This window comes from Microbispora sp. H10836 (assembly GCF_012999525.1).
In the GTDB taxonomy this organism is placed as follows: Bacteria; Actinomycetota; Actinomycetes; order Streptosporangiales; family Streptosporangiaceae; genus Microbispora.
Genome location: NZ_JABBWU010000014.1, coordinates 38,116 through 63,838, shown reverse-complemented (window position 1 = coordinate 63,838; position 25,723 = coordinate 38,116). Strand labels below are relative to the sequence as shown.

Annotated in this window: 24 protein-coding genes, 2 pseudogenes and 1 riboswitch; of the genes and pseudogenes, 19 read left to right on the top strand and 7 right to left on the bottom strand. The window is 72.4% G+C overall.

What is annotated here, in order from left to right; all coding sequences use genetic code 11:
• From HHX30_RS24845 to HHX30_RS24825, 5 genes are all read left to right on the top strand, one after another.
• Positions 1 to 2,505, top strand: a complete 2,505-nt coding sequence (locus HHX30_RS24845; RefSeq protein WP_169984392.1) for a mannose-1-phosphate guanyltransferase — start codon at positions 1 to 3, stop codon at positions 2,503 to 2,505.
• 140 nt (positions 2,506 to 2,645) lie between these two features.
• Positions 2,646 to 3,149: an FHA domain-containing protein gene (locus HHX30_RS24840; protein ID WP_169984391.1), complete on the top strand. Its 504-nt coding sequence runs from the start codon at positions 2,646 to 2,648 to the stop codon at positions 3,147 to 3,149.
• 19 nt (positions 3,150 to 3,168) lie between these two features.
• Positions 3,169 to 3,825: a MerR family transcriptional regulator gene (locus tag HHX30_RS24835; RefSeq protein ID WP_169984390.1), complete on the top strand. Its 657-nt coding sequence runs from the start codon at positions 3,169 to 3,171 to the stop codon at positions 3,823 to 3,825.
• 76 nt (positions 3,826 to 3,901) lie between these two features.
• The gene (locus HHX30_RS24830) at positions 3,902 to 4,372 is read left to right on the top strand and encodes a bifunctional nuclease family protein (protein WP_139577972.1); all 471 of its coding nucleotides are present in this window, start codon (positions 3,902 to 3,904) and stop codon (positions 4,370 to 4,372) included.
• Between the two features lie 155 nt (positions 4,373 to 4,527).
• Positions 4,528 to 5,145 (top strand): MerR family transcriptional regulator, encoded by a 618-nt coding sequence (locus tag HHX30_RS24825; protein ID WP_182907002.1) that lies wholly within the window; start codon positions 4,528 to 4,530, stop codon positions 5,143 to 5,145.
• Between the two features lie 55 nt (positions 5,146 to 5,200).
• Here the strand turns inward: HHX30_RS24825 and HHX30_RS24820 are convergent, their stop codons facing one another.
• The gene (locus tag HHX30_RS24820) at positions 5,201 to 5,521 is read right to left on the bottom strand and encodes a hypothetical protein (RefSeq protein WP_169984388.1); all 321 of its coding nucleotides are present in this window, start codon (positions 5,519 to 5,521) and stop codon (positions 5,201 to 5,203) included.
• A gap of 59 nt (positions 5,522 to 5,580) precedes the next feature.
• Between HHX30_RS24820 and HHX30_RS43385 the strand changes: the two are divergent.
• From HHX30_RS43385 to HHX30_RS24800, 5 genes and pseudogenes are all read left to right on the top strand, one after another.
• Positions 5,581 to 6,693 (top strand): annotated as a pseudogene (locus HHX30_RS43385) (histidine kinase); the annotation flags it as partial.
• Positions 6,599 to 6,796 (top strand): annotated as a pseudogene (locus tag HHX30_RS43790) (hypothetical protein); the annotation flags it as partial. The pseudogenes HHX30_RS43385 and HHX30_RS43790, both read left to right, overlap by 95 nt.
• Before the next feature lie 121 nt (positions 6,797 to 6,917).
• Positions 6,918 to 7,109: a LuxR C-terminal-related transcriptional regulator gene (locus HHX30_RS43380; RefSeq protein WP_311922863.1), complete on the top strand. Its 192-nt coding sequence runs from the start codon at positions 6,918 to 6,920 to the stop codon at positions 7,107 to 7,109.
• 23 nt (positions 7,110 to 7,132) lie between these two features.
• Positions 7,133 to 7,225, top strand: a riboswitch (glycine riboswitch).
• 182 nt (positions 7,226 to 7,407) lie between these two features.
• Complete coding sequence (gcvP, locus tag HHX30_RS24805; protein WP_169984387.1) at positions 7,408 to 10,233, top strand: aminomethyl-transferring glycine dehydrogenase; 2,826 nt, start codon at positions 7,408 to 7,410, stop codon at positions 10,231 to 10,233.
• Positions 10,234 to 10,324: 91 nt separating this feature from the next.
• Positions 10,325 to 10,867 (top strand): hypothetical protein, encoded by a 543-nt coding sequence (locus HHX30_RS24800; RefSeq protein WP_169984386.1) that lies wholly within the window; start codon positions 10,325 to 10,327, stop codon positions 10,865 to 10,867.
• A 15-nt stretch (positions 10,868 to 10,882) separates the two neighbouring features.
• On the opposite strand, the gene HHX30_RS24795 is transcribed toward HHX30_RS24800, so the two are convergent.
• Positions 10,883 to 11,290, bottom strand: a complete 408-nt coding sequence (locus HHX30_RS24795; RefSeq protein ID WP_169984385.1) for a hypothetical protein — start codon at positions 11,288 to 11,290, stop codon at positions 10,883 to 10,885.
• Between the two features lie 93 nt (positions 11,291 to 11,383).
• On the opposite strand from HHX30_RS24795, the gene HHX30_RS24790 reads away from it, so the two are divergent.
• Complete coding sequence (locus tag HHX30_RS24790; protein WP_169984384.1) at positions 11,384 to 11,980, top strand: alpha/beta family hydrolase; 597 nt, start codon at positions 11,384 to 11,386, stop codon at positions 11,978 to 11,980.
• On the opposite strand, the gene HHX30_RS24785 is transcribed toward HHX30_RS24790, so the two are convergent.
• Together HHX30_RS24785 and HHX30_RS24780 are read right to left on the bottom strand one after the other, a co-directional pair.
• Positions 11,967 to 12,167, bottom strand: coding sequence for a DUF5999 family protein (locus HHX30_RS24785; RefSeq protein ID WP_169952435.1), 201 nt, complete (start codon positions 12,165 to 12,167; stop codon positions 11,967 to 11,969). The two genes, HHX30_RS24790 and HHX30_RS24785, sit on opposite strands and share 14 nt — an antisense overlap.
• A gap of 366 nt (positions 12,168 to 12,533) precedes the next feature.
• Positions 12,534 to 13,100, bottom strand: coding sequence for a TetR/AcrR family transcriptional regulator C-terminal domain-containing protein (locus tag HHX30_RS24780; RefSeq protein ID WP_169984383.1), 567 nt, complete (start codon positions 13,098 to 13,100; stop codon positions 12,534 to 12,536).
• Between the two features lie 134 nt (positions 13,101 to 13,234).
• On the opposite strand from HHX30_RS24780, the gene HHX30_RS24775 reads away from it, so the two are divergent.
• Together HHX30_RS24775 and HHX30_RS24770 are read left to right on the top strand one after the other, a co-directional pair.
• Positions 13,235 to 13,687, top strand: a complete 453-nt coding sequence (locus tag HHX30_RS24775; protein ID WP_249350410.1) for a hypothetical protein — start codon at positions 13,235 to 13,237, stop codon at positions 13,685 to 13,687.
• 164 nt (positions 13,688 to 13,851) lie between these two features.
• The gene (locus tag HHX30_RS24770) at positions 13,852 to 15,276 is read left to right on the top strand and encodes a cytochrome P450 (protein WP_169984382.1); all 1,425 of its coding nucleotides are present in this window, start codon (positions 13,852 to 13,854) and stop codon (positions 15,274 to 15,276) included.
• Between the two features lie 82 nt (positions 15,277 to 15,358).
• Here HHX30_RS24770 and HHX30_RS24765 read toward each other — a convergent pair whose 3' ends face one another.
• From HHX30_RS24765 to HHX30_RS24755, 3 genes are all read right to left on the bottom strand, one after another.
• Positions 15,359 to 16,711, bottom strand: coding sequence for an RNA polymerase sigma factor (locus HHX30_RS24765; protein WP_169984381.1), 1,353 nt, complete (start codon positions 16,709 to 16,711; stop codon positions 15,359 to 15,361).
• A gap of 169 nt (positions 16,712 to 16,880) precedes the next feature.
• Entirely contained in the window at positions 16,881 to 17,258 is a 378-nt protein-coding gene (locus HHX30_RS24760; protein ID WP_169984380.1) for a hypothetical protein, read from the bottom strand.
• Positions 17,259 to 17,317: 59 nt separating this feature from the next.
• On the bottom strand, positions 17,318 to 18,445 hold the full coding sequence (locus tag HHX30_RS24755) for an AMP-binding protein (RefSeq protein WP_169984379.1): 1,128 nt from the start codon (positions 18,443 to 18,445) through the stop codon (positions 17,318 to 17,320).
• Between the two features lie 108 nt (positions 18,446 to 18,553).
• Here HHX30_RS24755 and menB point away from each other — a divergent pair, with 108 nt between their 5' ends.
• The 6 genes from menB (at position 18,554) to HHX30_RS24725 (ending at position 25,501) form a co-directional block, all read left to right on the top strand.
• Positions 18,554 to 19,384, top strand: coding sequence for a 1,4-dihydroxy-2-naphthoyl-CoA synthase (gene menB, locus HHX30_RS24750; protein ID WP_169984378.1), 831 nt, complete (start codon positions 18,554 to 18,556; stop codon positions 19,382 to 19,384).
• 130 nt (positions 19,385 to 19,514) lie between these two features.
• Positions 19,515 to 21,164, top strand: coding sequence for a 2-succinyl-5-enolpyruvyl-6-hydroxy-3-cyclohexene-1-carboxylic-acid synthase (menD, locus tag HHX30_RS24745; protein WP_169984377.1), 1,650 nt, complete (start codon positions 19,515 to 19,517; stop codon positions 21,162 to 21,164).
• A 129-nt stretch (positions 21,165 to 21,293) separates the two neighbouring features.
• Positions 21,294 to 21,932 (top strand): DedA family protein, encoded by a 639-nt coding sequence (locus HHX30_RS24740; RefSeq protein WP_169984376.1) that lies wholly within the window; start codon positions 21,294 to 21,296, stop codon positions 21,930 to 21,932.
• Between the two features lie 56 nt (positions 21,933 to 21,988).
• On the top strand, positions 21,989 to 22,519 hold the full coding sequence (locus tag HHX30_RS24735; RefSeq protein ID WP_169984375.1) for a DUF1203 domain-containing protein: 531 nt from the start codon (positions 21,989 to 21,991) through the stop codon (positions 22,517 to 22,519).
• A gap of 73 nt (positions 22,520 to 22,592) precedes the next feature.
• Entirely contained in the window at positions 22,593 to 23,912 is a 1,320-nt protein-coding gene (locus HHX30_RS24730; protein WP_169984374.1) for a serine hydrolase, read from the top strand.
• An 8-nt stretch (positions 23,913 to 23,920) separates the two neighbouring features.
• Positions 23,921 to 25,501, top strand: coding sequence for a helix-turn-helix domain-containing protein (locus HHX30_RS24725; protein WP_169984373.1), 1,581 nt, complete (start codon positions 23,921 to 23,923; stop codon positions 25,499 to 25,501).
• Positions 25,502 to 25,723: the final 222 nt, after the last annotated feature.

The window sequence follows — 25,723 nt, the reverse complement described above, 5'->3', positions numbered from 1 at the left end:
GTGAAGGCCGTCGTCATGGCGGGCGGGGAGGGGACACGGCTGCGGCCGATGACCGCCAACCAGCCCAAGCCCCTGCTCCCCATCATCAACCGGCCGATCATGGAGCACGTGCTCCGGCTGCTGAAGCGGCACGGGTTCACCGAGACCGTGGTCACCGTGCAGTTCCTGGCCGCCCTGATCCGCAACTACTTCGGCGACGGCGACGAACTGGGCATGACCCTCCACTACGCCACCGAGGAGGTCCCCCTCGGCACGGCCGGCAGCGTGAAGAACGCCGCCGACAAGCTCCGCGACGACCGCTTCCTGGTCATCTCCGGCGACGCGCTCACCGACATCGACCTGACCGACATGCTCCGCTTCCACCGCGAGAACCGGGCGCTGGTCACCATCGGGCTCAAGCGCGTGCCCAACCCGCTGGAGTTCGGGATCATCATCGTGGACGAGAACGGCCGCATCCAGCGCTTCCTGGAGAAGCCCACCTGGGGCCAGGTGTTCTCCGACACGGTCAACACCGGCATCTACGTCATGGAGCCGTCGGTCCTCGACGAGATCGCCCCCGGCCAGTCGGTCGACTGGTCGTCCGACATCTTCCCCAGGCTGCTCGAACGCGGTTGCCGGCTGTTCGGCTACGTGGCCGAGGGTTACTGGGAGGACGTCGGCACGCACGAGAGCTACCTCAAGGCCCAGGCCGACGTGCTGGAGGGCAAGGTCAAGGTCGACTTCGACGCCTTCGAACTGGCCCCGGGCGTGTGGGCCGCCGAGGGCGCGTCGGTGGACCCCGAGGCCGTGCTCAAGGGCCCCCTCTACATCGGTGACTACGCCAAGGTCGAGGCCGGCGCCGAGCTGCGGGAGTACACCGTTCTCGGCAGCAACGCCGTCGTGAAGGAGGGCGCGTTCCTCCACCGCGCCGTGGTCAGCGACAACGTGTACGTCGGCCCGGCCGCCCACCTGCGCGGCTGCGTGATCGGCAAGAACACCGACGTGATGACCGGCGCCAGGATCGAGGAGAACGCGGTCGTCGGCGACGAGTGCGTCATCGAGGCCGAGGCGTACGTCTCCTCCGGAGTGAAGATCTACCCGTTCAAGACGATCGAGGCGGGCACGGTCGTCAACACCAGCGTGATCTGGGAGTCGCGCGGCCAGCGCAGCCTGTTCGGCCCCCGCGGGGTCTCCGGGCTGGTCAACGTCGAGATCACCCCGGAGCTGTGCGTACGGCTGGCCAGCGCGTACGCCACGACGCTGCGCAAGGGCGACACGGTCGTCACCTCCCGCGACGCCTCACGCGCGGCGCGGGCGCTCAAGCGGGCGGTGATCAGCGCGCTGAACTCCAGCGCGATCAACGTGGTCGACCTGGAGGCCGCCGCCCTGCCGGTCGCCCGGTTCAACACCTCCCGCGAGAACGTCCGGGGCGGCATCGCCGTGCGCACCACGGCGGGCGACCCCCAGAGCGTCGACATCGTCTTCATGGACGAGACGGGGGCCGACCTGTCCCAGGCGGCCCAGCGCAAGCTGGAGCGGGTCTTCTCCCGGCAGGAGTACCGCCGGGCCTTCCCCGGCGAGATCGCCGAGCTGACCTTCCCGGCCCGCGCCGTCGACACCTACGCCCGGGAGCTGCTGGCCTGCATCGACATGTCCGGCGTGAAGGACACGGAGATGAAGGTCGTGGTCGACTGCGCGGGCGGCACCTCCTCGCTCGTGCTGCCGAGCCTGCTGGGCCGGGCCGGGGTCGACGTGCTGACCGTGAACAACCGGCTCGACGACGCCTCGCCCACCGAGACGCTGGCCGAGCGCCGCCGCGACCTGCAGCGCCTGGCGGAGCTGGTGGCCTCGGCGCGGGCCGCCTTCGGCGTGCGGTTCGACCCGGTGGGGGAGCGGGTCTCCCTGGTGGACGAGATGGGCCAGCTCATCAGCGAGGAGCGCGCGCTGCTCGTCGTGCTCGACCTGGTCGCGGCCGAGCGCCGGGGCGGGCGGGTGGCCCTGCCGGTCACCACGACGCGGGTGGCGGAGATGGTGTGCCGCTTCCACGGCGTGCAGGTCGACTGGACGGCGACGAGCCTCGACACGCTGACGCGGGCGGCCCGGCACCCCGACACGATCTTCGCCGGCGACGGCAAGGGCGGCTTCATCGTCCCGGAGTTCGCGCCCACCGTGGACGGACTGGCGGTCTTCCTGCGCCTGCTCGGCCTGGTCGCGCGCACCCGGCTGTCGCTCAGCCAGATCGACGCCCGGATCCCGGAGGCCAAGCTGCTCAAGCGGACCGTCCCCACGCCCTGGGCGCACAAGGGCGCGGTGATGCGCTCGGTCGTCGAGGCGGCCGAGGGCCACCGCCTCGACACCACCGACGGCGTCCGCGTCGTGGAGGACGACGGAAGCTGGGCGCTCGTCCTGCCCGACCCCGCCGAGGCCGTCACCCACCTGTGGGCCGAGGGCCACGACATGGACACCGCCCAGGCTCTCCTGGAACGCTGGGCCCACGTCGTCGAACAAGCAGCCGGTGCTAGATGACATTGAACCGCCGCTGGCTGTAGCGTTGGTCAGTCCGCGCCCAGCCGCGGTCTTGACCTTTGTGCCTGATCAGCGTAAGTTGCGGCATTCGCAGTTTGAGCTAGTCCTAGAGCAAGTCGTGAGAGAGGCCGAGCCGTTCGATGCCCAGCGTCTACTGCACGCAGTGCGGTCATGCCAACCCCGAGGATGCCCGTTTCTGTTCACGATGCGGTTCGCCGCTGAGCGCTCCCGCGCCCGTCGCGGCCGACACGACCTCGACGATCTCGCTCGAGGCGCTCGAGGCGGAGACGGGCCAGACGCTACTGCCGGACAGGTCGGCGGTCGATCAGCTGCCGCCCGGCACGGCTCTACTGGTGGTCATGCGGGGCCCGAACGCCGGCAGCCGATTTCTGCTCGACAGCGACCTCACTACGGCGGGTCGCCACCCGGAAAGCGACATTTTCCTGGACGATGTGACCGTGTCCAGGAGGCACGTGGAGTTCTACCGGCGCGGGGGCCAGTTCACCGTGCGTGACGTGGGCAGCCTGAACGGCACCTACGTCAACCGGGAGCGCATCGAGGAGTCGCCGCTGCAGGGCGGAGACGAGGTGCAGATCGGCAAGTTCCGGCTGGTGTTCCTCACGCGTGGTCCCGGAGGGCTGTGATCGCTGAGGAGGAGGAGTCATGAGCGCGCAGGCCCTACGGGCGTTCATGAGCATCGGGGAGGTGCTCGCCCTGCTGCAGGGCGAGTTCCCGGACGTGACCGTCTCCAAGATCCGGTTTCTGGAGGGTGAGGGGCTCATCGAGCCCCAGCGGAGCCCGTCGGGTTACCGCAAGTTCACCTACAACGACGTCGAGCGCCTGCGGTACATCCTGCGGGCGCAGCGCGACCAGTACCTGCCGCTGCGGGTCATCAAGGACCAGCTGGACGAGCAGGCGGCCCGTCCGCACGCCGTCTCCGACGGCGCACCGCCCGTGCGTCTCAGCCGGGAGGAGTTCATCGAGGCCGCGGGCATCGATGAGGAGACCCTGGCCGAGATGGAGAGCTTCGGCCTGGTCGCTGCCGTGGCGCGCCGGTACGACGGGGAGGCGCTGGAGATCGCGCGCAGCGTGGGGGCGCTGTCGCGGTTCGGCCTGCGGGCGCGGCACCTGAGAGCGGTCCGCGCGGCGGTGGAGCGGGAGGCCGGCCTCATCGAGCAGGCGGTGGCCCCGCTGCTGCGGCGCAAGGCGCCCGGGGCGATCGCGGAGGCGGACGAGACCGCACGGGAGATCTCCGGACTTCTCCAGGAAGTGCACAATGCGTTACTGCGTGGGAGTGTTCGCGGCGTTCTGGGGCGGTGACCGGCACATCTGCTCCTCCGTGGGTGTTACGTTGAATGCCTGGTGATATGCCGCGACGCTTGAGACGGAGCCGCCCGTGTTGCAGATGGAGGTCGTGGGGGTTCGCGTTGAGATGCCCACCAACCAGCCGATCGTGCTCCTGAAGGAGACGAGCGGCGATCGGTACCTTCCGATCTGGATAGGCATGACCGAGGCGACCGCTATCGCGCTGGCCCAGGCGGAGGAGCCGCCGCCCCGGCCGCTGACCCACGACTTGTTCCGTGACGTTCTTGAGGCCTTGGGGGTGCGGTTGCGCACCGTCAATATCGTCGCGCTCCGCGATGGAATCTTCTTCGCCGATCTGGTCTTCTCCAACGGCGTGGAGGTCAGCGCCCGTCCTTCGGACTCGATCGCGCTGGCGTTGCGTACGGGTGCGACGATCTACGCGAGTGAGGACGTGATCCAGGAGGCGGGCGTGAGCATGCCCGACGACCAGGAAGACGAAGTGGAGAAGTTCCGCGAGTTCCTGGACAAAATCACCCCGGAAGACTTCGGCAGGGCGGGCTGACGTGCCGGACGATTTCGGGAGATTACGCTTCACGACGCGCCGGACGGGGTCGTTGACTGACGATGGCCCCGGTCCTACGGTGCAAGGGAAACCACGGTTGTAATTCACGAACCCCCAGATCAGACCGTGGGATGAGAGAAAGCCGGAGGTCCGCAGTGGCGGTCAGCAGCGGCGAGGGTAAGTCGGCCGGCCAGCACGACCCGGTTCGGCAGGCGGCGCGCGAGCGCGCCGGCGAACAGGGTCTGCTGTTCGACGAGCAGCCGACGGCGCTGCCCCAGGGCATCGGATACCGCGGGCCGACGGCGTGCGCGGCGGCCGGGATCACGTACCGTCAGCTCGACTACTGGGCCCGGACCGAACTGGTGCTCCCGACGATAAGGGCCGCCCAGGGATCCGGGTCCCAGCGACTGTACAGCTTCCGCGACATCCTCGTCCTGAAGGTCGTCAAACGTCTTCTCGACACCGGGGTCTCCCTCCAGCAGATACGCACCGCCGTACGGCATCTGCGCGATCGCGGCGTCAACGACCTGGCCCAGATCACCTTGATGAGCGACGGCGTGAGCGTCTACGAGTGCACGAGCGCGGACGAGGTGATCGACCTCCTGCAGGGCGGTCAGGGCGTGTTCGGCATCGCGCTCGGGCGGGTCTGGCGGGAGGTCGAGGGGTCGCTGGCCGAGCTTCCGGGTGAGCGCGCGGAGCCCGCCCCGGATGCGGAGGGGGACCATCCGGCGGACGAGCTGGCCCGCCGGAGAAAGGCCCGCAGGACCGGCTGAGCGCACGCCCCGGCGATCGCCGGAGGCAGCGGCCGGGGCCGTGGCTCGAACGGCGTCAGGCGCGCGCGGCGGGCCCGGCCGGAGGCAGGTCGAACTCGTCGTCGCGCATGCGCAGCAGGGCGACGGAGGCGCCGGCGAAGCCCACGGCCGTGACCAGCAGGCCGACGCCCGACGCGACGTGACCGGGCATGAACGGGTGGGTGAACCCGCCCGCCGCGAGGAGGATGCCCGTCCAGGCCGGTGCCGCGCCGCTGCGCCACAGCGCGAGGCCGAGCAGCAGCGGGCCGGCGACGATCCCCAGGATGAACAGCAGGCCCGCCGCCAGTTGCACGGGGTCGTCCTCCATCGCTTTCTGGATCTCCGCCATGGTCGTCACGTCGAAGCCCCTCGTCACTGTCAGGTCTGGCCGTCGCCACCCTCGCCGTCCTGCCGCTCATGCCCGCCCTGACCCTGCCCGCGGCGGCCGGGCTGGCGGGGGGCGGGCCGGCCACGGGCGGGCCGATGCTGCCCGTCGTGGTGGGCGAGGTCGCCCAACGGCTGACCCCGGTGTTCGTCGCCGCCGACGCGCTGGTGCTGCTGGCCTCCCTCGTCACGCTCGCCCTGCGCGTCCGCCGGTCGCGCGGGGTGACCAGGCTGCGGCTGATGTGGCTGTTGTGGGCCGTGGGCCTGTTCGCCGCGCTCAACGCGCAGCGGATCGTGACGACCGACGGACCGGTGCTGTTCCTGCTGACCCTGCCGCTGATCCCGGCCGCGGCCACCGTGGCCATCCTGCGCCACGGCCTGGACGACATCGAGCTGATCGTCAACCGGTCGCTGGTGTATGGGGCGCTCACGCTCGGCGTCGTGCTGGCCTATCTGGGCATCGTCGCGGGGCTGTCCGCGCTGGCGCAGAACCGGCTGTCGGCCACGCCTCTCATCGCGACCGGCGCCGTCGCGCTCGCCTTCGCTCCCGCTCGCTCCGCCGTGCAGTCCGCCGTCGACCGGGTCATGTACGGGCAGCGGCGCGACCCCGCGGCGGCCGGCGCCCGGGTCGGCCTGCGGCTCGGCACCGGCCTCGACGGGGTGCTGCGGGCGGTGTGCGAGGCGCTGCGGCTGCCGTACGCCGCGGTCAGCTCCGACGGGCGGCTGGTCGCCACGTACGGCCGGGCGCCGCGGCTGCGGCACACCGTGTCTCTGGAGGTGGCCGACGGGCCGCCCGCGGACCTGCTCGTCGGGCTGCGGGCGGGGGAGCGCCGGTTGTCCGGCGCCGACCGGCGCGCCCTGGACCTGCTGGTCGCACCCGTCGGCCTGGCCCTGCAGGCGGTGCGGCTGTCGGAGCGGCTGGGCGAGTCCCGCACGCGCATCGTGGCCGCCCGGGAGGAGGAACGCCGGCGGCTGCGCCGCGACCTTCACGACGGCCTCGGCACCGTGCTCACGGCGGTGACCCTCAAGGCCGACGCCGCCCACAACCTGCGTGCCACCGACCCGGAGCGGAGCGGGCGTCTCCTGCTCGACCTGCGCGCCGACCTCACCGCCGCGATCGCCGACATCCGCCGCCTCGTCTACGACCTGCGCCCGCCCTCGACGAGCTCGGACTCGCCGAGAGGCCGGCGACGGCGACGCCGCCCGCCGCGAGGTGCAGCTCACCCGCCCCGACGTCGTGGTCATGGACCTGCACATGCCGGGCGTCAACGGGGTGGAGGCCACCCGGGCCGTCGTGCGCGCCGGGCCCCGGTCCCGTCCCCGAGCCCTTTCCCGAGCTCACCGCGCGCGAACGGGAGGTCCTCGACCTCATCGCGGCGGGCCGGTCCAAGGCGGCGATCGCCCGGCACCTGGTCATCAGCGGCAAGACCGTCAGCAACCACATCACCGCCATCTTCGCCAAGCTGGCGGTCGCCGACCGGGCCGAGGCGATCGTCCGCGCCCGCCGGGCCGGTCTCGGCGCCGACTTCGCGCAAGGTGCGAGTCGGGGCGATCCGGGGTAGCCGGTAGAGTGGAAGACGGCCGACGACCTCGTGCGGGAGAGACCTCTGGATGTTCAGGGGCGCCGAAGGAGCAAACCTCCCCGGAATCTCTCAGGCATCCGTACCGCACGGACGAGGCGACTCTGGAAAGCAGGCCCGCCGGCCAGGCGGCGCCTCACCGAAGGGGAAAGCCGGGCTCGACGGCCCGGTGAAGCTCTCAGGTCCGATGACAGAGGGGGAGACCGCTTCACGACCGGCCGCGCCACACAGGGCGCCGGGCGGTCGCCGCAGGTCTCGACCCGTCCAGGAGGCCCCTGTCATGACCGATCGGTCCACGCTCCGCGATCTTTCCGCTCCGCCCTTCGCGACCCGTCACATCGGCCCCTCGGAGGCCGGCCGCGCCCGGATGCTCGAGGCCGTCGGCTACGAGTCGGTGGCCGACCTGCTCGCCGTGGCCGTGCCCGAGGCGATCCGCACGCGCGGTCCGCTGAACCTGCCCGAGGCGGTGGGGGAGGCCGAGGCCCTGGCCGAACTGCGCGCCCTCGCGGGCCGCAACCGGGTGCTGACCCCCATGATCGGCCTCGGCTACCATGACACGATCACGCCGGGCGTCGTCCTGCGCAACGTGCTGGAGAACCCGGGCTGGTACACCGCGTACACGCCGTACCAGCCGGAGATCTCGCAGGGGCGGCTGGAGGCGCTGCTGAACTTCCAGACGGTCGTGTCGGACCTCACCGGCCTCGACGTCGCCGGCGCGTCCCTGCTGGATGAGGCGACCGCCGTGGCCGAGGCGATGACGCTGGCCCGGCGCGCGAGCAAGGTCAAGACCGACGTGTTCGTGGTGGACGCCGACGCGCTGCCGCAGACCAAGGCCGTGCTGGCGACCCGCGCCGAGCCGCTCGGCATCACGCTGGTGGAGTCCGACCTCACCGGTGAGCTGCCCGAGTGCTTCGGGGTCCTCGTCCAGTACCCGGGCGCGAGCGGCCGGGTGGCGTCCTTCCGCGCGGTCGCCGAGCGGGCCCACGCCCAGGGGGCGCAGCTCGTGGCCGCGGCCGACCTGCTGGCGCTGACCCTGCTGGAGTCCCCCGGGGAGCAGGGCGCCGACATCGCCGTCGGCTCCTCCCAGCGCTTCGGGGTGCCGCTGGGCTACGGCGGTCCCCACGCGGCCTACATGGCGGTCCGCGAGGGGCTGCAGCGGCAGATGCCGGGCCGTCTGGTCGGCGTCTCGGTGGACGCCGACGGCCGCACGGCCTACCGGCTCGCCCTGCAGACCCGCGAGCAGCACATCCGGCGCGAGAAGGCCACCAGCAACATCTGCACCGCGCAAGTCCTGCTCGCGGTCATGGCGTCCATGTACGCCGTCTACCACGGGCCGGACGGCCTGAAGAGGATCGCCCAGCGGGTGCACCGCCACGCGGCCGTCCTCGCCGCCGGGCTGCGCGAGGGCGGCGTGGAGGTCGTCCACGACGAATTCTTCGACACCGTGCTCGCCCGCGTGCCCGGGCGGGCCGCTCAGGTCGTGGCCGCCGCCACCGAGCGGGGCGTGAACCTGCGCCTCGCGGACGACGACCACGTCGGCGTCGCCTGCGACGAGAAGACCACCACCGGTCACCTTAGGGCCGTGTGGGATGCGTTCGGCGTCGAGCCGGCCGTGGTGGAGGACCTCGACCGGGTGACGCCCGACGCCGTCCCCGCCGGTCTGCAGCGGACCTCGGACTACCTCACGCACCCCGTGTTCCACGCCTACCGGTCCGAGACGGCCATGCTGCGCTACCTGCGGCGCCTGCAGGACAAGGACATCGCGCTCGACCGCTCGATGATCCCGCTGGGCTCCTGCACGATGAAGCTCAACGCGACCACCGAGATGGAGCCCATCACCTGGCCGGAGTTCGCCTCCATCCACCCGTTCGCGCCGGCCGGGCAGGCCGAGGGGTACGCCGAGCTGATCGCGACGCTGGAGGGCTGGCTGGCCGAGGTCACCGGCTACGACCGGGTGTCGATCCAGCCGAACGCGGGGTCCCAGGGCGAGTTCGCCGGGCTGCTGGCAATCAGGTCCTACCACCGCTCCAGGGGCGAGGACGGCCGTGACGTGTGCCTCATCCCGTCCTCCGCGCACGGCACCAACGCCGCGAGCGCGGTCATGGCGGGCATGCGGGTGGTCGTGGTGGCCTGCGACGAAAACGGCAACGTCGACCTCGCCGACCTCGCCGCCAAGATCGACAAGCACCGCGACGCGCTCGCCGCGATCATGGTGACCTACCCGTCCACGCACGGCGTGTACGAGGAGACGATCGTCGAGATCTGCGAGCGGGTGCACGAGGCCGGCGGGCAGGTCTACGTGGACGGGGCCAACCTCAACGCGCTGGTGGGCCTGGCCAAGCTGGGCGAGTTCGGCGCGGACGTCTCCCACCTGAACCTGCACAAGACCTTCTGCATCCCGCACGGCGGCGGCGGGCCCGGGGTCGGCCCGGTGGCCGTCAAGGCCCACCTCGCCGAGCACCTCCCGGCGCACGTGTCGGCCGCGCCGTACGGCTCGGCGGGCATCCTGCCGATCTCCTGGGCGTACGTCAGGATGATGGGCGGCGACGGGCTGCGGCAGGCCACCGAGCAGGCGATCCTCTCGGCCAACTACCTGGCCCGGCGGCTGGCGCCGCACTACCCGGTGCTGTACACCGGCAGGGACGGCCTGGTCGCCCACGAGTGCATCGTCGACCTGCGCCAGATCACCAAGGAGACCGGCGTCACGGTGGACGACGTGGCCAAGCGCCTGATCGACTACGGCTTCCACGCGCCGACCATGTCGTTCCCCGTCGCCGGAACGCTCATGATCGAGCCGACGGAGAGCGAGGACCTGGCCGAACTCGACCGCTTCGCCGACGCGATGATCGCCATCCGGGGCGAGATCGCCAAGGTGGCGTCGGGCGAGTTCGACAAGACCGACAACCCGCTGCGAAACGCCCCGCACACGGCCGAGTGCCTCACCGCCGACGAGTGGACCCACCCGTACTCGCGGGCGGTCGCGGCCTACCCGGTGCCCGGCCTCCGGGACGACAAGTACTGGTCGCCGGTGCGCCGGATCGACCAGGCGTACGGCGACCGCAACCTCGTCTGCTCCTGCCCGCCCCTCGAGGCCTACGAGGACTGATCAGTTGAGTATGTCGGCCCCGCCCGGCGGCCGGTCTCGTTAAGATCGCGGTGATCGTTCCTCATCATCTGCGACCATGCGAGGCCCCTGTATGACGGCCATCGATTCCGGGCGGCGGTCCGACCGGCTCGACCACGCGCGCCGGCTCGCCGAGAGCGGCGACCTCGACGGCGCGGCCGCGATCTTCGCGGAGCTCGCCGCGGACGAGGCCGCGCCGGACCGCGGCGAGGCCGGCGAGGGCCTGTCCGTCGTGGTCGAGCGCATGGCCGAGCGGCTGCTGGAGGACGGCGAGCCCGAGCGGGCCGCCGACGTCCTGCTGGAGGCGCTGTCGGTCAGCGTGGTGGCCGACCCGGCGCGCCTGCGGGTGCTGCTCGGCATGGCCCATCTGGAGATGGCGTGCGCGCAGTTCGCCGGGGCCGTGGAGGACAGCCGCCAAGAGGGGGCCGACGCCGGCACCGGCGCGCTCGCGATCGAACTACTGGCCCGTACGCTGCCGTTGCGCGGCCGCGACGGCGACGCGGAGACCGTGTGGCGCTACGGCCTCGATCACCCCGATGCGGCGCTCGCCGAGCAGGTGCGGCTGCGCCTCGGGCGGGACGTACGCCCCGCCATGGAAGGCGTCGTGGAGGCCTGATCCGCCGGGCAGGGCTCAGCGCTGATTGCGGCGGCTGATGGCGTAGGCGAAGTTGACCGCGATGATCCCGCCCCAGGCGAGCAGGAGCCCCGGAAAGTGCCCGGCTCCGGCCGCGATGGCGGTCAGCGGGATGCCGATGCCGAGTGAGCCGAGGGCCAGGCCCACGGCGCCGTCCTTCTGCTTGGGCTGGTTGCCCGGGGGCTGGTGGTGCAGCTGGGCCGCCACCTCGTTGCGTACCCGCGCGGCGATCTCGACGTCGAGCTTGTCGAGGAACGACTCGACCAGCGCGTCCTCGTACTCCGGGCCGAGGTCGCGGCGGGCCGCCATGACGGCGCGCAGGTCCTCGCGGGTCGAGGGCGCCGCAGGCGGCGGGGGGACGGGGCGCCCGGTCGCGGGCGACGGCTGCGATGCGATGTCCGGCACCATCACATTCTGGCCCTTTCCGCGGCGGCCTGCCATCCTCCGATCGGAGGGTCGCCTCCTCCTGCTCCGGTCGGACCCGCTACCGTCACCCGCATGGAGATCGAGACTCCGCACGGCCGCGCCCTGGCCGAGGTGGACGAGGCGTCCGATCCCCGGCTGCTGCTGGTCCTGACCCACGGGTCCGGGGGAGGTGTGGACGCCCCCGACCTGCTCGCCGTACGTGACGCGGTCCTGGCCGCCGGGGGGACGGTCGTCCGGGTGATCCAGCCGTTCCGGCTGCGCGGCGCGCGGGCGCCGGGGTCGGCGGTCAAGCAGGACGAGGCGTGGCTGTCGATCGCCGCCGCGATCCGCGAGCGCCATCCGGGCCTGCCGTTCGTCCAGGGCGGGCGGAGCAACGGCGCGCGGGTCGCCTGCCGCACCGCGCGCGCCGCCGGCGCCGAGGCGGTGGTGGCGCTCGCGTTCCCGCTGCACCCGCCGGGGAAGCCGGAACGCTCACGGGCGGACGAACTGCGGCAGGCGGGGACCCCCGTGCTCGTGGTCAACGGGGATCGGGATCCGTTCGGCGTGCCGGACGAGAAGGACGCCGCACGTCTCGTGGTCCTCCCGGGGGAGGGACACGAGTTCAAGAAGGACCCCGCCCGGGTGGGCGAGGTGGTGGCGCGGTGGCTGTTGCCGCCTAGGCGGCGCTGATGGCCATGTCGGTGGGGCGATGCGGGGCGATGACGCCGCCGTCCGGCAGCAGTTCGCCGGTGTCCTCGAACAGCACGACACCGTTGCAGAGCAGACTCCAGCCCTGCTCGGGGTGACAGGCTATCGTGCGGGCGGCTTCTCGGTCCTTCGCGTCCGCGGTGGGACAGGCCGGTTCATGAGGGCACATCGCCGGGGCTCCGTGTCTTTTCGTTCGTTCGCTCGTTTTGTCTTGCGGGCGTCCCGTGGGCGCCGTCACGAGTGCCCTCGTTCAGGGTGCGAGGGGCTCGGTATGACGAACACCACACTGGACTACACCAGTTTGCGGCTCGGCCGCATCCGTACGACATAGTCCGTTCGGAGCATTTCCGCCGGTCGGGCAGGGGACCCGGCCGCACCCCGAGCAGGCTCGCGCGCACTGATGTGACCTAGTACACAAGAATGCCCCATTGCAGGCAACGGTCCGGCCTCGACACGCCGACGGCCCGGTAACCGGGAGATCACAGATTTCGGTCGCCGGGCGGGATCGATGCGGACGGCCCGGATATCCGGTGCCTCAGCCGCCGAGTCCGGCGATCAGCGCGTCGAGGCCGTGCTCGAAGTCGCGCTCGCCCTCGGCGGTGCGCGCGTCGCGTACCTCGGCGTCCGGATCGGCCCACCCCGACTGCTGGACCTCCACGGCCACGCTGCCGTGCACGTAGGCCCGCAGCGCGCGGACGGCCCGGGCCGGGTCGCCGATCCCCGCCTCGCGCAGCTGCTCGGTCTGCTCCCTGATCGCGATGAGGGCCGACCCCTTCGGGGGCTTGGTCAGGGCCAGCGACAGCACCCCCGGGTGTTCCAGCAGCGCGGCGCGGCTCGCGCGCGCCCAGGCGCGCGCCCTGTCCTGCCAGGTGGCGGCGCCGGCCGGGTCGACCTCCACGGTCGTCACGTGCTCGGCGAGGGCGTCCATCAGCGCCTCCTTGCCTCGCGGCAGGTGGTGGTAGATGGCCATGGCCTCCACCTGGAGGGCGTCGCCGAGCCTGCGCATGGTCAGCCGGCGCAGGCCCTGGCCGTCGGCGATGTGCAGGGCGGCGTCGATGATCCGCTCCCGGGACAGGGGGACGGGCGGTCGCTTGGCAGGCATAGCGATCATGCTGCCATATCGAGCCTTACTTCGTAAAGGGCGACGCACCCTGCGGTACGGGCCTCCGTGCGGAGCGCGTACGCTACCGCTTGCGACGTGAGTTCGATGCGCGAGCCGATACGAAGGGGCTGACGATGGCGTTTTTCCGTCCGCGGGTGAGCCGGGAGGCGGAGGTCCGCTACCACGCGGATCTGGAGACCCGGAAGAACTTCGACCACGTGCTGGACAAGCTCCGGGCGGCGCAGCGGCGGTTCCAGGAGGCGAAGGCGGCGGGCGCGCCGCTCCCCGAGCTCCGTGAGGCGGCCCTGGGCCTCGACGCGGCGCTGACCGAGGCGCTGCGCGCCGCCGAGGCGGGACAGCGTGCCACGTACGGTGTGAAGTCCTACGACAGCAGGATCGCCCGGCGCAAGGCGAGGGCCACCCCCGACGGCGCGCTGTGGACCGACGAGGTGAACCGGCTGCGCACGCTGCGCGAGGCGCACCGCCTCAGCGGCATCCCGAGGGTGCCCCGTGCCGGCAAGACGGGCGACCCCGCCCGCCTGACCCCGCGCGACGTGCGCAAGGGCCTGGCCGCCGCCGGTCGCTGAGCCCGCACGTCTGGCCTGTGCGTCTGGACCGGCCCGGCGTACGGCCCCGCAGGCGCGACGACGGTGATCGCGGCTCCTGACAAGGGAGCCGCGAAGGTCTACGATTCCGCCTCACACCCGAGCCGAGCGTCAGGGGCTCGGGGCCAGGAAGGCAGGTCGTCCCCTTGATCCCCGACTCGCTGTCGTCGTCACCGCTGGAACCCCTGATCACCAGGGAGTACGACACCGAACCCGCGCTCGTCCACGAACGCCTCCGGAGCACCTACGGCCCTGTGGCGCCGGTCGATCTCCTCGGTGTGCCCGTGTGGTTCGTCCTCGGTTACGACGAGGTGCTGCACGTCCTGCAGAACGCGGGCGAGCGCTGGAGCAAGTGCGTGGCCAACTGGCGGGCGTTCGCCGAGGGCCGCGTGCCCGCCGACTGGCCGCCGCTGACCCTGCTCGCGGCGGACAATACCGGGTTCCAGGACGGGGACAGGCATCGCGAGGGCCGCGCGGCCTGGGACGCCGCCCTCCGGCCGTACCAGGACCCGGCTCATCCGCAGGCGCAGGCGATGGAACGCGCCATCCTGCGCTACTGCGACGAGCTCGTCGACGTCATCACGGAGGGCACGTCCACGGGGCTCGCGGACCTGTGCGCGCAGTACGGGCGGCTGCTGCCGCTGATGGTCGCGGGCCACCTGTTCGGCATCAGCATCGACCGCGGCGACAATCTGGTGATGGACCTGTGGCGACTGTTGGACGGCCCTGACTCCGGCGGGGCGTTCCAGCGGCTCTACGCCACCTTCCTGGAACTCGCGACGGTCAAGCGGAGACGGCCCGGCGAGGACGTCCCCTCCTACCTGCTCGCCGCCAAGCCGGACTTCACCGACGACGAGCTGGCCCGCGAGCTGTTCCTGCTGCCCGCCTTCCTCGACTTCACCGGCAGTCTGATCTGCAACGCGGTGGTCGAGATGATCACCAACCCGCGGCTGCGGGCGGCGTTGTCGACGGGGGCGATCGAGGAGGTGGTGAACCGGGTCGCGATGCTGAAACCGGCGATCGCCAACGTCACCCTCCGCTACGCCAGGGCGGAGGCGAAGCTGGGGAACTTCACGATCGCCGCGGGCGACCCCGTGCTGCTGTCCGTCGCGGCGGCGAACGCCGACCCGCGGATGGCCTCCGCGCTGAGCGACGACACCGTGCGCAGCACCCGCGCGCACCTGTCGTGGGGCGCGGGCCCGCACCGATGCCCGAGCCGGCGACTGGCCACCCAGATCACCACGATCGCCGTGCGCCGGCTGCTCGAGCGGTTCGCGGCGCTGGGCCTCGCGCTGCCGCCCGACCAGCTGCCCTGGCGCCCTTCTCCCTTCATGCGGGCGCTGCGCGCCCTGCCCGTGCAGTACGAGGTGCGGCCGGCGTCCGGGCCGCGCGACAGGAGCGATGCGGGTATCTCGGGCAGCACGGATAGCCCGGGGAGCACGGGCGGCGAGGGTGGGCGGCAGCCGTCCGGCGCCCCCGCCGCCGGCGACCGCCCGGCCGCCCGGTCCGCGCTGTGGACCTTCCTGCGCAGGCTCCGGGGCGGGCGGCGGGACGACCAGCCGGGGGCCTGAAAGCCGTACGGCCCGCGCCCCCCTCACGGGGACGCGGGCCATACTCATGTCCGGATCAGGCGGCGCTCAGCCGGCCCAGATCTCAGCTAGCCCAGTCGAGCAGCGGACGGGTGTTGCTCGGGTGGCGCAGCTTGGACAGCGACTCCTTCTCGAGCTGGCGGATCCGCTCCCGGGTCAGGCCCAGGTGCTTGCCGATCTCGTCCAGCGTGTGCGGCTTGCCGTCGGCCAGCCCGAAGCGCAGGCTCATGATCTTGGCCTCGCGCGGCGACAGGTTGCTCAGCACGCCCTTGAGCTGCTCGGCCAGCAGCTGCCGGTCCACGACCTCGGACGCCTCGGGGGAGTCGACGTCCTCGATGAGGTCGCCGATCCGGGTCTCGCCGTCCTCGCCGATGGTCGAGTCGAGGCTGATCGGCTGCCGGCTGGTGCGCAGCAGCTCCTCGATCTGGTCCGGAGTCTTGTCCAGCTCGACGGCCAGCTCCTCCGGCGTGGGCTCCCGGCCGAGCCGCTGGTGCATGTCACGCTCGACGCGCGACAGCTTCGACAGCATCTCCAGCACGTGGACGGGCAGCCGGATCGTACGGGCCGAGTCGGCGAAGCCGCGCTGGATGGCCTGCCGGATCCACCACATGGCGTACGTCGAGAACTTGTAGCCCTTGGTGTAGTCGAACTTCTCGACCGCGCGGATCAGGCCGAGGTTGCCCTCCTGCACGACGTCGAGCAGGGCCATGCCGCGGTCGGTGTACTTCTTGGCGACCGAGACGACCAGGCGGAGGTTGGCCTCCAGCATGTGGTCCTTGGCCCGCCTGCCGTCCTCGATGACCCACTCCAGGTCCTCGCGGACGCCCGGCGCGAGGCGCTCGCCGCTCTCCAGGGCGGTCTCGAGCTTGTACTCGGCGTACAGCCCGGCCTCGATGCGCTTGGCCAGCTCCACCTCCTGGGCGGCGGTGAGCAGGGTGCGGCGGCCGATGGACTTCAGGTAGGTGTGCACCGAGTCGCCCATGACCGACGAGGTGTCGTCGAGGTCGAGCGTCGCGCTCTCCTCCGTCTCGGCCTCGTCGACCTGGAGCTCCTCGTCGTAAGGCTCCTCGTCGGTCTTCTTCGCGGCGCTCCTGGCGGCGGGCGCGCTCTTCTTGGCGGCCTCGGCCTGGGCGGCGCGGCGGGACTTCCTGGCGGGAGCCTTGCCCTTCTGGGTGCCCGCGGGGGCGGTGCCGCCCGGCGCGCCGTTGTCCGTGTCGGCGGCCAGGTTCACGCCCGCCTCGGTCAGCTCGCGCAGGATCGAGCGGCCCTCGACGGGGCTGACGCCGGCCTTGGCGAAGGCCTCGCGCAGCTCCGACAGGGAAAGGCGACCCTGCGCACGGCCTCGCTCCAGCAGCAGGTCGAGCGTCGTCGGGGTCACCTCGCGCTCGGGCGAGGCCGCCACGGCGGTCCGGGGCATGAGGACACCTCCTCCTTGCGGAGTTCATGGTTTCGAATGCTTGCGATCGGGGCGCGGCGTCCGGCGGCTCAGCGCACCAGTATCAATAACGCTCTCGCGCCTGGTTTGTTCCCTCACCCCGCGGGGGAGGGCGGTGGATCCGGCCGGGCGGCCCGGCCGGTAGGTGCTGTCAGTCGGGGATGATGGTGACGCTGACCTCGGGCATCGGCATGGGGTCGGCGTCCTCGATGCGCTCGGAGGTCCAGTAGCCGGCGACCCCGTCCGGGTCGTCCGTGAGCGCCTCCGACACCACGTCGGGGTCGGGAGTGGACCTCGGTCCGGTGAAGCCGCCGCGGCCGGAGTCGGCCGGGAGGATCTCGCGCGATCCCTCGTGGCCGCGACCCGCCGGGCCGAGCTTGGCGGCGGGGGTGTCGCCCACCTTGGCGACATCATCGAGGCGCCCGGCGAACGCGGCCGCGGTGACCGACGCTCCGCCCACGATGACGACGCCGACGAGCACGGCGGAGGCCATCATCTTGTGGGCCGGCGTGAGGCGGATCGGTTGCATGCGGCGTCCCCTTCCCCCGCTCTCATAGACGCACGACGGTCACCCACGGTTCCGGATCTTCACTTCCGGTTCTTCAGAGCGACCATATCCGGTTTGCCGTTCGGAAGGAGGGGAATCTGGGACACCAGCTCGACGGCACGCGGCGCGGCGTAGGCGGGCAGCCGCTCCTTGGCGAAGCCCCTCAGCTCGTCGAGCGTGACCTCGCGGGCGTCCCCCGGAACCACGACGGCGACCACGATCTCACCCCACTCGGGGTCGGGCCTGCCCACCACCACGACGTCGCGTACGGCCGGATGCCCGGCCATGACCTCGGCGACCGCGCCGGCCACGACCTTCCGGCCGCCGGTGTTGATCACGTCGTCGGCCCGGCCGAGCACGGTGAGCCGCCCGTTCTCCATCGAGCCGAGATCGGAGGTGACGAACCAGCCGCCCTCGAAGGGCCGCTCCTCACGCAGCCGGTAGCCCGAGAACAGCACCGAGCCCGAGATCCGCACCCGCCCGTCGCCGCCGATCTTGACCTCGACGCCGTCCAGCGGCACGCCGTCGTACACGCACCCGCCGCTCGTCTCGCTCATGCCGTACGAGGTGACGATCCGGAGTCCGGCGGCGCCGGCCTCGGCGAGCAGGCCGGCGGGAGCGGCGGCCCCGCCGAGCAGGATCACGGGGAAGGCCGTGAGGTCCGCACCCGCGTCGAGCACGCGCCGCACCTGGGTGGGGACCAGTGAGACGTAGTCGGCCCGGCTCGCGATGACCTCGGCGGGGGAGAAGCGGGGATGGACGATCGGCTCGGTGCCGCACAGCAGCGACCGGATGAGCACCTGCGCGCCGGAGATGTGCGAGGGCGGCAGGCAGCACAGCCAGCGGTCGCCCTCGCGGGCGCCGAGCCTGGCCAGCGAGGCCCGGGCCGAGGCGAGCAGCGCCTCGGCCGTCAGCTCCACGCCCTTGGGGGCGCCGGTGGAGCCGGAGGTCGCGATGATCAGCGCCGCGTCGGACGGCTCCCCGTCCGGCTCGCGCCGCACGCCGTCGGCGGTGACGACGTGGGTCGGCCGCAGCGCGGCGAGCGTCGCCTCCAGCGCGGGCCCGGGCAGATCCGGGGACAGCGGCAGAACGGCGGGTCCGTCGCCGGTCAGGGCCTGCCGTACGGCCTCCGACAGGGCGGGCCCCGGTGGCAGGACGAGGGCGTGCACGGGTCGCTGTCCTGGGCGGTGTCCGGGAGGGCTGAGCACGGTCGTAAGGTTAGTCCCGGCGCGGTGGCCGCAGGTCGCCGCCTGGCAGGTGACGACGAAGGAGCGGGTGTGACGAGCGGGGTCGACTGGAAGCGGTCGGGCGAGTACGAGGACATCATCTACGAGACCGCCGAGGGCATGGCGAAGATCACGATCAACCGCCCCGAGCGGCACAACGCCTTCCGCCCCACGACGTTGTTCGAGCTCCGTGAGGCCTTCGACCGGGCCCAGGAGGACACCGAGGTCGGTGTGATCATCTTCACCGGCGCCGGGGACAGGGCGTTCTGCTCCGGCGGCGACCAGAAGATCCGCGGCGACGACGGCTACGTGGACGACAAGACCCACGGCATCGGCCGGCTCAACGTCCTGGACCTGCAGGTGCAGATTCGCCGCTGCCCCAAGCCGGTCATCGCGATGGTGGCGGGCTACGCCATCGGCGGCGGCCACGTGCTGCACGTCTGCTGCGACCTGACGATCGCCGCCGACAACGCGAAGTTCGGCCAGACCGGTCCCAAGGTGGGCTCGTTCGACGGCGGGTACGGCTCCTGGCTGCTCGCCGAGACCGTGGGCCTCAAGCGGGCCCGCGAGATCTGGTACCTGTGCCGTCAGTACGACGCCCAGACCGCGCTCCAGTGGGGCCTGGTCAACGCCGTCGTGCCGGTGGAGCGCCTGGAGGAGGAGACCGTCCAGTGGGCCCGCGAGCTGCTGGAGAAGTCGCCCCTCGCGCTGCGCATGCTGAAGGGCGCGCTCAACGCGGTGACCGACGGCGCGGCCGGCATGCAGCAGTTCGCCGGCGACGCGACGCTGCTCTACTACATGAGCGAGGAGGCCCAGGAGGGCCGCGACGCGTTCAAGGAGAAGCGCAAGCCGGACTTCTCGAAGTATCCCCGCCGGCCCTGACGGGCTCCGGGAGAGGCCGCGGAATGGCGGCGGCCTCTCCGTTTTGCCGTACGCTTGCGGCTGCGGGAACGGGAGGAGACGGGCGGGTGGACATAAACCGGGCCGGCCGGGGCGTTCTGGAGGCGCGGCGGTGAACCCGGCGACCGCTCTCTCGACCGTCCTGATCGACGAACTGGTGCGGTGCGGGGTCACCGACGTGGTGCTCGCCCCGGGCTCCCGGTCCGCGCCGCTGGCGCTCGCCGCGCACGGCGAGTCGCGGCTGCGGCTGCACGTACGCGTCGACGAGCGCTCGGCGTCGTACCTCGCGCTCGGCCTGGCCAAGCGGTCCGAGCGGCCGGTGGCTCTGGTCTGCACCTCCGGCACGGCGGCGGCCAACTTCCACCCCGCCGTGATCGAGGCGTCGGAGTCGGGGGTCCCGCTGCTCCTGCTGACCGCCGACCGGCCGCCCGAGCTGCGCGGCACCGGCGCCAACCAGACGATCGACCAGGTCAAGCTGTACGGCTCGGCCGTGCGCTGGTTCGCCGAGGTCGGTGTGCCGGAGGAGCGGCCCGGCCAGGTGGCCTACTGGCGGTCCCTGGTGTGCCGGGCCTGCCAGCGCGCCGCCGGCCCGCCGGACCCCGGCCCCGTCCACCTCAACGTGGCCTTCCGCGAGCCGCTGATCCCCGACGGCGACGCGAGCTGGTGCGAGCCCCTCGACGGCGACGCCTCGGGCGCGTGGATGAGGGCGCGGGTCGCGCCGCCGTCCGCCGCCCTGCACATCCCGCCGACCCGGCGCGGCGTGCTGGTCGTCGGCGACGGCGCCGCCAACGTGCGGCGGTACGTCGCCGCCGCGGGCATGGCGGGCTGGCCCGTGCTGTCGGAGCCCAACGGCGGCGGCCGGTACGGCGACCACGCGATCTCGACCTACCACTTCCTGCTGGGCGACCAGGAGTGGGCCGACGCCCACCGGCCGGACGTCGTGGTCACCCTCGGCCGCCCCGGGCTTTCGCGCCCGCTGCTGTCGTGGCTGCGCCGGGCCGAGGAGCACATCGTCGTGGCCCCCGACCTGACCCGATGGCCCGACCCGACGCGTTCGGCGACCCAGGTGGCCCAGGCCGTGGAGATCCCGATCGCCGCGGGAGGGGACGCCTGGCTGCGTGCCTGGCGGAACGCCGATCGACTGGCCCGCGAGGCGCTCGATGAGGTGCTCGACTCCTCCGGGCTGACCGAGCCGCGGCTGGCCAGGGACCTCGCCGAGGTGCTGCCCAACGGGTCGCTGCTGTTCTGCGGCTCGTCCATGCCGATCCGCGACCTCGACCAGGCCATGCGCCCGCGGCGAGGGCTGCGGCTCATGGCCAACCGGGGCGCCTCGGGCATCGACGGCCTGGTCTCCACCGCCGTCGGGGCCGCGCTCGCCCACAACGGGCCGGCGTACGCGCTGATCGGCGACCTGACTCTCCTGCACGACCAGAACGGGCTGATCCTCGGCCCGCGCGAGCCCCGGCCCGACCTGTGCCTGGTGGTGGTGAACAACGACGGCGGCGGGATCTTCTCGCTGCTGCCGCAGGTCGCGATCGAGGACCCGTTCGAGCGGGTCTTCGGCACCCCCCACGGAGTGGATTTCGGCTACCTGGCCGCCGCGAGCGGCCTGCCGTACACGCTGGTGGATGATCCCGAGGAGCTGTCCAGGGCGATCAAGGGGGACGGCCTGCGGCTGGTGGAGGCGCGCACCGACCGGGCGCGCAACGCGGCCGTCCACGCCGCGATGCGCGAGGCCGTACGCGCCGCCATGCGCGGTTGATCGTTTCCAGGTCGGAGGCGGGGGCGCGCCCGTCGTTCTGCGGGCTTACGCCTGTTGGTCCTCGCGGCGGATGCCGCACTCGCGGGGCGACGGCAGAATGGGTGCTGTTTCCCCGCCATGAGGAGTGAGATGCACGTCGACGAGTGGCTGCAGACCATCCCGTCCGTCTGGGTCTACGTGCTCGTGGGCGCCGTCATCGGGCTGGAGAGCCTGGGCATCCCGCTCCCGGGTGAGATCGTGCTGGTGAGCGCCGCGCTGCTGTCGTCCAGAGGAGTCGTGGACCCCCTGGTCGTCGGGATCTGCGCGAGCGGCGGCGCGATCGTCGGAGACTCGATCGGCTACCTGATCGGCCGCAGGGGCGGACGGCCGCTGTTCGACCGTCTGGGGCGGCGCTTCCCCAAGCACTTCGGCCCGGCGCACATCGCCAAGGCGGAGCAGGTGTTCAACCGTCACGGCATGTGGGCGGTGTTCTTCGGCCGCTTCGTGGCCCTGCTGCGGATCCTCGCCGGGCCGCTGGCCGGCGCGCTGCACATGCCCTACTGGCGCTTCCTCGTCGCCAACATCCTCGGCGGCGTGGTGTGGGCGGGCGGGACCACGGCCGCGATCTACTACCTGGGCGTGGTGGCCGACAAGTGGCTCAAGGGCTTCTCCTGGGTCGGGCTGGTGGTCGCCCTCCTGTTCGGGCTGGGCACCACGGTGTGGCTGAAGCGCAAGGCCACCAAGGCGGCCGACGAGGAGAGCGTGCCGGAGACCGTCAGCGCCTCCTGACGCGCCGTCCGTTTTCCGCCAGCCCCGCGGACGGTCGCGAGGCCACCATGAGGGCTATGACGTACGAGATCAGGGCCATCGCGCCCGACGTGCTCGACCAGCTGAGGAAGACCGACGACGCCGGGCGCCGGCCGCGCCGGATCGTCGAGCGCGAGGGCGGCAACCCGCTGCGCTGCTGCCTGCGCCGCTCCCGGCCCGGGGAGGCGATCCTGCTCGCGGCCTACGCGCCGCTGCGCCGCTGGGCGCTGGAGACCGGTGCGGACCCCGGGGCGTACGAGGAGGTCGGGCCGGTTTTCGTCCACGAGGAGCCGTGCGGAGGACCGGTGCCGGGCTACCCCGCGGCCATGGGCGGCCCGCGGCGGGTCTTCCGCACCTACCGCGCCGACGGTTCCATCCTGAACGGGTACCTCGTGGACGCGCACCAGTCGGCCGATCCTCTCGCGGCGTCGATCCTCCTGGACAGGCTGCTGGAGGACCCGGAGGCGGCGCTGGTCCACGTGCGGGCCGTGGAGTTCGGCTGCTTCCTGTTCGAAGTACGGCGCGTTGTGTTGGAGAATCCCACCACGGACGGCGTGCCGGTTCGTTGAGCCGGACGAAGCAGCGGCAGGGAAGGACGCCTAGCGTTCGGGCGACGAGCCCGGCGACGGAAGGACCCCTTCGATGGCTGACACTGCAGGACGATGGCGGGCACGGCTCGGTGAGCTGATCGCCGAGTACGAGGTCCCCGGCGCGGCCCTGGCATTCCTGCACGAGGGGGAGGTCCGCGAGTTCGCCGCCGGCGTGCTCAACGTCGCGACCGGCGTCGAGGCGACTCCCGACTCCCTCTTCCAGATCGGCTCGATCACGAAGGTGTGGACCTCGACGCAGATCATGCTGCTGGCCGAGCAGGGGCGGGTCACCCTCGACACGCCCGTGCGGGAGATCCTGCCGGAGTTCCGGGTCGCGGACCCGGAGGTGACCAAGAGGGTCACGCTCCGGCACCTGCTGTCGCACACCTCGGGCATCGACGGGGATCTGTTCCTCGACACGGGCCGAGGCGACGACTGCCTGGAGAAGTACGTCGAGGCGTGCGCGGACCTCGCGCAGAACCACCCGCTCGGCGCCACCCAGTCGTACTGCAACTCCGGCTTCTCCGTCGCGGGGCGGGTGGTCGAGCGCCTGACCGGCAAGGTGTGGGACGCCGCGCTGCGCGAGCAGATCGTCGAGCCGCTGGGCCTGACCCACACCTGGACCCTGCCGGAGGACGTCCTGCGGTTCCGCGCGGCCATGGGCCACATCGACGGTGCGCCGGCGCCGATGTGGGGCCTGATGCGCTCGGGGGGACCGGCCGGGCTGATCTGCGCCCGCGCCGCCGACGTCGTGGCCTTCGCCCGTGCCCATCTGGAAGGCGGCCTGCTCGCCGATCCCCGCGCGATGTGGGAGCCGCAGGTGGACATCCCGAACCCGCACACCCTGGGCAGGCAGTGGGGGATCGGCTGGATCCTCGACGAGTGGGACGGTCGCCGGGTGATCTCGCACGCCGGCAACACGATCGGCCAGGCCGCCATGCTCTGGGCGGTCCCCGAGGCGGGCACCGTCGCGTGCGTGCTGGCCAACGGCGGCCAGACCGGCGCCTTCCAGCACGCCGTCGCCACCGAGCTGTTCGGCGACCTGCTCGGCCTGGCCGTCCCGCCCGTGCTCGGCCCGCCGGCCGAGCCGTACGAGACCGACGTGGAGCGGTACGCCGGGGTCTACGAGCGAACCGGCACGCGGATCACGATGACCGTGCGCGACGGAGTCCTGGCGACGCACATCGAGGCCACCGGGGCCCTCGCCGGCGTGCAGCCGCCCATGGACCTCGACCTCGTGCCGGTGGACGACGTCACGTTCGTCGGCCGCCCGCAGGGGCAGCCCGACTGGTGGTCCGCGGTGTTCTTCCGGCTCCCCGACGGCACGCCGTACGTCCACCTCGGCGCACGGGCCACGCCCAGGATCGGCTGAGGCGGAGGATGGACGCACGGCCGCGCGCCAGCCTGCGCCGGGTCCTGGAGGATCTCGGCAGCACCGTGCTCGACGTGGCCGCCTCACCCGGTGACCTCGACGCCGAGGTCACCGGGGTGCACATCTACGACCCCCTGGACGAGCCGCTGCTGCATGAGGGGGCTCTCGTGCTCGCCGTCGGGGTGGACTCGGCCGAGCGGATACGGGCCCTGCTCGACGCGGCCGGTCCGGCGGCCGGAATCGTCGTGAAGCAGCCGGTGGAGATCGACGAGCCGCTCCGCGCGAAGGTCCGGGAGACCGGGGTCGCGGTGCTCGGTCTCACCCGAGCCGCGTCCTGGGCCCAGGTGGCGGCGCTGCTGCGCTCCCTGCTGGCCGAGCTGCGGGACCCGCTCCTGGACGAGTCGCCGGACGGCCTGTTCTCGCTGGCCAACGCCGTGTGCGCGCTGCTGGACGCGCCGGTGACCATCGAGGACCGCTCCTCGCGGGTGCTGGCGTACTCCGAGCGGCAGGAGGAGGCCGACCCCGGGCGGGTGGCGACCGTGCTCGGCCGTCAGGTGCCGGAGCGGTACCGGCGGATGCTGGAGGAAGGGGGCGTCTTCCGCCGGCTCTACCAGAGCCGTGAGCCGATCTACATCGAACTGCACGACGAGGGGATCAACCGGGCGGCGGTGGCCGTCCGCTCGGGCGACGAGATCCTCGGCTCCATCTGGGCCGCGGTGCGCGAGCCGCTCAGCGAGCAGCGGCGGCGCGCCCTCGCCGACGCCGCCAAGATCGTCGCGCTGCAGCTCCTGCGGCAGCGCGCCGGGGCCGACACCAGCAGGCGGCTGCGCGCCGACCTCCTGTCGACGGTGCTCGCCGGCGGCCGCGACGCCGCCGAGGCGGCGGGCCGGCTGGGCGTGGCGAGCGAGCGCCTGTGCGTGCTCGCGGCCCAGCTCACCGAGGAGGCGTACGACGACGCCGCCCGGCTGGAGAGCGACCGGCAGCGGTTCTGCGACGCTCTCGCCCTGCACGTCGGGGCCATCCACCCGAAGGCCGCCGCCGCGCTGGTCGGTTCGGTGGCCTACGCCGTGCTCCCTCTGCAGGCCGGCGGGCAGGAGGAGGCACGGGCCGTACGCGTGGCGGAGAGCTTCCTGACCAGGGTCGGCCCCCGGCACGCGGCCAACATCGGCGTGGGCCGCCTGGCGGCCGACCTCGCCGAGGTGGCCCGGTCGCGGGCCGACGCCGACCGGGCGCTGCGGGTGCTGCGCGCCAGGGGCGCCTCCGGCCAGGCGGCCGGGTACACGAGCGTGCACTTCGAGGCGTTGCTGCTCCAGTTCTCCGATCTGGTCCGGGCGGAGAAGCAGGCGCCCACCGGGCCGTACGAGCGGCTGCTCGCGTACGACGCCGAGCACGGCAGCGAGCTGGTCGCCACGCTGCGGGCCTATCTGGACGCCTTCGGCGACGTCAACGCCGCCGCCGCGCGGGTCCACGTGCACGCCAACACCTTCCGCTACCGCCTCAAGCGGTTGACCGAGATCGGCGGGCTGGACCTGACAGATCCCGACGCACGGCTCAGCGTCATGCTCCAGATGCGCATCTTCGGTCGATAGCACGACGCGTCACGGGTGCGCAGAACCCGTCAGCTCACCTGGCGGTGCACGTCCTCGGGGCTGCCCGAGGGCGGAAATTCCGTGCTGGCCCCCACATCTCGTGCGTCGTAGGTTCCGAAACGGTGGAAGGACGGATCCCCGAGGTGCGGGTACGGGCGGCTGCCCGGCGTCCCAGCGGGCTGTTCGGCGGCGCTGACCTATCGATAGTGGTCCGGCTCGCCG